Origin of the sequence: Streptomyces sp. RB17, from assembly GCF_009604455.1 — a bacterium.
Classification (GTDB): Bacteria; Actinomycetota; Actinomycetes; order Streptomycetales; family Streptomycetaceae; genus Streptomyces.
Genome location: NZ_WEGL01000041.1, coordinates 1 through 3,597 on the forward strand (window position 1 = coordinate 1; position 3,597 = coordinate 3,597).

Below are 3,597 nucleotides of genomic sequence, written 5' to 3' on the forward strand. Positions count from 1 at the left end.
CATTGGCCCACCACTCCAGTGTCGCCGCGCCTTGATAGCTGTCCATCGTCCAAGTATCGCCGCCGACCGGGTGTGCGAGAACGGGGTGGCGCAAGACAGCGGCAAGATCGTGTTACGAGCTCTAAGCGCCGGATGGCACACATCGAGCGAGGGCCGTGAACCTCCCCGGCCTGGAGGGCTGGGGCTTCTGTCTTGTCCGCTTCAGGCGACGCGGGCGGATGCCCTGCCAGCACCCTTGCGGGTGGTGGTGTCGTCTGAGGTGCGAACGCTGAGGTGACGAACCGACGGACGTCCTCCTTGCCGGGGGTTTCGCCCGCCTCCCACTGCCCTCGCAGCCACGCCACCGACCGATTCCACGAACAAGCCGCCGCATGACAGGCGTCGTGGGCGCGCACATGGTCCGCCCGGTTCAGCCAGACGGCAACGATCGCGGAGCGGCCGACAAGGCCGGATTCTTTCCGCGCTTTCACCGCTGCGAGGCGTGCGGCAACCGCCGGAGGTACCTTCTTCTCCGCCTCGGCGTTCTCAGACATTGCCACACCCCCTCATCGATGTCCGACGCCCACGGTCCCGGCAAATACACACGGCGCAACCGACACCACGGCGCGGCGCGCTGCCTGCCAGGCAAGCAAGTTGCAGGCTACGACACAGCACTGACAACCGGCCGTCGAGCAGAAGCAGCGAAGCGGGCTCCGCCGCTGCGCGGCTCCGGGCTCGGGATGAGCTAACCCGGGCGTAAACGCCCGGGCTTGCGCTCAAGAAGACGGTCAAACACAACGATGCCGCCGCGAGGGACTTGGCCCAACCGGAGCATCATGGACGCGGGTTGGGGGGACTGTTCCCCGCAGCCTGGCACAGAAGACCGAGCGTGCCGCTCGCCCCGCGAGGCCACTGCGCGCGTCATCGCCCTTCGCACTGGCCGTTTTCCGGGAGCGCCTGCGCACCGAGTCGGCGGCGCCCGTGCGTGCCGAGCGCAGCGACGACTGCCAGACCAGCCCCGGCAGAGAGCACTGCCGCGAAGACGGTCACCGCGGCTTCGATGGTCAGACGGCCGAGCACGATGCTGAACAGGACCGGCGGAAGTCCCATGCCGGCGTAACAGGAGACGAAGAACATCGCCAGGACTCCGGCCCTGGAATCGGGCAGGGCCACTGAACCGGCAGTGCCGACACCGCCCTTGAACAGCGCGCCCGCTCCTGTTCCGGCGATCGAGACGGCGACGAGGTACAGCCACAGAGCGGGGTGGACCAGCGAGAGCACCACCAGCGCAAGGCCGACGGGGAAGACGATGGCGCCGGTGACGAGCATCCTGGCCAGGCTCAGCCGCCACAGGATCAGCAGTCCCGCGGCCGACGAGCCGAACATCAGGAAAGGCGCCAGGCCTGCCACGAACGGCGAGGAGTTGCCCAGCTCGGTGTGCAGCAGGACAGCCCCCATCGCCGTGACCAGTCCCAGCACGGCGAAGGAGAAGAAGCCCAGCGCGGCACCCGACGAGAACCCCGCACGCCCACCGGGCCGCAGGCCGAAGCGGCGCGGCCGCGGCTCGGCGGCAGAGCGACGGTCCACGGTCTCCGGCGTGGCGAGCGCCATGACCAGGCAGACGGTCAACGCCGCGGCGAAGGCCAGCTGCGTCGTCCTCAAGGGGTCGGGCCCCCACTGCGCAAAGACGCCGGCGACCAGCGAGCCGAGGGCCAGCCCGCCCAGAGTCGCGGCAGTCGCCACAAGTCCGGGCAGCGGGGAGGAGGGTCGCTCGGGGTATCCCTGGCGGTGCAGGTCGTGCAGGTACGCGGTCGCGGTGGAGCTCATGAGTCCCACGCCGATGCCGTCGAGCAGGCGTCCGGTCAGCAGGCCGGGCAGCTCGGGCCACAGCGCGAGGACGAGCGCCGCGACGATCGCGACGAGCAGGGCGCGTACCACGATCCGTCGCCGGCCGAGCCGGTCCGACAGGTGGCCCAGCGCCAGGAACGCGGCGGCGGCCCCGACCACCAGCATCGCGAAGGCCACCGTGGTGGTGGTCGCACTGAATCCGTCATGCACCCGGTACAGCGGCCACAGCGGGGTGGGGGCCATGCCGAAGGCGATGAGCACGGTGAAAGCGACGGCGGCGAACCAGAACCCGGTCCGGCGTGAGACCTGCGGCCGCAGCGGCGTCGGTGAGTCGGGCGGCTGAACGGCGTCCGTGTCCCGTGAGCGGAGGAATGGGGACGTTCGCATCGGGTCGGCTCCCTCAAGGTGGTTGTGCCTTCCAGCATTGATCTTGGAGGGATTCACGTCCAATGATTCTTCTTGCTGAACCACATCACAGATGGTGATAATGCCTTGTGGAGCTGCGTCATCTCGAATATTTCGTCGCCGTGGCCGAGGAGCTGAGTTTCACCGCCGCCGCCAGAAGACTTCATGTCGTCCAGTCGGGCGTTTCCATGACGATCCGCGCACTGGAGAAGGAGCTGGGCGCGCCGTTGTTCGAGCGCTCCTCGCAGCAGGTGTCCCTCACCGACGCCGGTGTGGCGCTGCTGCCGGAGGCTCATGCGGCGCTGGACGCCGTGCAGGCCGCCCGCGATGCCGTGCGCGGAAACCAGGGCGGTCTTCGGGGCGCCATCGACATCGGGGCCATGACCGCTGTGGCCCTCATCGATCTCCCCGCCCTGCTCTGCCGCTTCCACACGAGCCATCCCGGCGTGGCGATACGGCTGCGCGTGTCCTCGGGGGGATCCGCCGGCCTGGCCCAGGCCCTGGCGGCCGGGAAACTGGATGCGGCGTTCCTGTCACTGGAGGGCAGAACGCCAGGCGGTCTCACGGCCAGGCAACTGGCTTCGTACCCGATGGTCCTCCTGGTGCCGGCCGACCATCGGCTGGCCTCTCGGCGACGGGTGGCCCTGCAGGAACTCGCCGATGAGGAATTCGTCGATTTCCCTCCGGGAACCGGCAGCCGTGACCTGGTCGATCGGGCATTCGCCGCGGCCGGGTTGCGCCGCAGGGTGTCCCTGGAGGCCGATATGGCATCCGCCGCGACCTATGTGCGATACGGGCTGGGCATCACGCTCCTGCCGGAGTTCGCCGCACCCGACACCCCCGACCTGCGTGTTGTGACCGTCGGCGACCACACGCTGCGCTGGACCCTGTCGGTCGCCACCTCGTCGACGCGGCGCCCCAGCGCACCTCTTCGCGCGCTTCTGGAGCTCGCCGACGAGTATGCGTCCACCCCGCCGGAGGGGCTCGGCCTGCATGACCTCGGGTCATGGGGCCGGAGGCCGGCGGCAGATCACAAGGGGTGACCGGATTCCGTGCGCAGTGAACCTGTACGTAATCAAGTTGTCGGCGTGTTGGATTTCGTGGCAGTGCTGGCGAGGAGGGCTTCGACAGTGCGGTGCGTCACCGATGCCGGCGGGAAGGTGATTCCGTCCTCTTCCAGCAGAGGGCGGACGTCGCGGAAGGCGTTCGTGAGAGTGCCTCTGGTGATCTGAAAGAGCTCACTGTCAGGGTGACTACGGCCGCACCGCCGGTGTGCAGGAAGTCGGGCAGGTAACGCACCGGAGCCCACCCCAGGGCCAGGTGGCAGGGGGTGCACAGCCGGCGCGGAGCGTGGACCCACAGGAC

The 3,597-nt window shown here is 68.9% G+C and carries 2 protein-coding genes and 1 pseudogene; 1 reads left to right on the forward strand and 2 read right to left on the reverse strand.

Features of this window, described 5'->3' with window-relative positions; all coding sequences use genetic code 11:
* Positions 1-900 precede the first annotated feature (900 nt).
* The gene (locus SRB17_RS45070; protein WP_153548016.1) at positions 901-2,214 is read right to left on the reverse strand and encodes an MFS transporter; all 1,314 of its coding nucleotides are present in this window, start codon (positions 2,212-2,214) and stop codon (positions 901-903) included.
* Positions 2,215-2,321: 107 nt separating this feature from the next.
* Here SRB17_RS45070 and SRB17_RS45075 point away from each other — a divergent pair, with 107 nt between their 5' ends.
* The gene (locus tag SRB17_RS45075) at positions 2,322-3,275 is read left to right on the forward strand and encodes a LysR family transcriptional regulator (protein ID WP_323377631.1); all 954 of its coding nucleotides are present in this window, start codon (positions 2,322-2,324) and stop codon (positions 3,273-3,275) included.
* A gap of 193 nt (positions 3,276-3,468) precedes the next feature.
* Here SRB17_RS45075 and SRB17_RS47440 read toward each other — a convergent pair.
* Positions 3,469-3,597: pseudogene (locus SRB17_RS47440) on the reverse strand (hemolysin III family protein); the annotation flags it as partial.